This is a genomic window from Kocuria cellulosilytica, from assembly GCF_040981245.1.
In the GTDB taxonomy this organism is placed as follows: Bacteria; Actinomycetota; Actinomycetes; order Actinomycetales; family Micrococcaceae; genus Kocuria; species Kocuria cellulosilytica.
Window position 1 is genome coordinate 1 of the sequence record NZ_JAVFWZ010000033.1, and the last position, 779, is coordinate 779.

2 protein-coding genes are annotated in these 779 nt (G+C 37.9%); both read right to left on the reverse strand.

Annotated features, from left to right (window positions below; all coding sequences use genetic code 11):
• The coding region (locus RCG67_RS16820; protein ID WP_438612687.1) for a hypothetical protein at window positions 1–184 on the reverse strand (184 nt) is incomplete at its 3' end.
• 219 nt (window positions 185–403) lie between these two features.
• Window positions 404–779: transposase (locus tag RCG67_RS16825; RefSeq protein WP_368827934.1), on the reverse strand; the 376-nt coding region annotated here is incomplete at its 5' end.

The following is a 779-nucleotide window of genomic DNA, read 5'->3' on the forward strand; positions in this document are numbered from 1 at the left end:
CAACTCCGATTTCTCCTGGATATTCGGATGCAATCTTAGCAATAGAATCGCTGATAACCTGACTGTTTAGCTCTAATTTACTCTTGTTCGCTATTGACTTGTGCGAAAATTGCTTTAATGAAATGATAGTTAAACACAATAAAATGACAATTGAAACTGATAAAATAATCTTGTTTTTTTTCATGAAATAAATGATATAGAGTTATAAATTAAATTCTGTTTTTACTTTTGGTGAGTTCTATCAATTCAATTTATCCTCTTGTATCAGACAGCAGAACTCTTTAACTGCCCAATTTGTGAGCTTTAGTCTTTCAAATTTAGCGAATATTTTCTACCCCCCCCAAAAAAATTTTTACAATAATTAACTTGTGTCTGTTGTAAAAATTGGATGTGCAGGCATAATTCACCCCAACAACTCAGGTTTCAGCCTGATTATTTGCGTGTAACGACTGATGTTATACACAAGACTGGTGAGTGCTACATTGGCTTTAGCACGAATAAGCCCTACTGTACGCACCACAAGTCCACGCATGGTTTGTTCCTCAAACCCGAATACATGCTCGACAAGGCAACGTGTCTTGGATTTTTTCCTATTGTCTGATTTCTGCTCCTTGGTAAGCGGACGGTTACGGTAGCCCTTTTCGCAAATTATCGGATTCATCTTATGCTGTTTTACAATCTCCTCTTGTCCGACATAACCGGCGTCCAAATACAAGTCCTTGCCTTCGTCTTTTTCATCCAGCAGTCCTTCAAAGCCTTTGGAATCATGCACTTCTGCC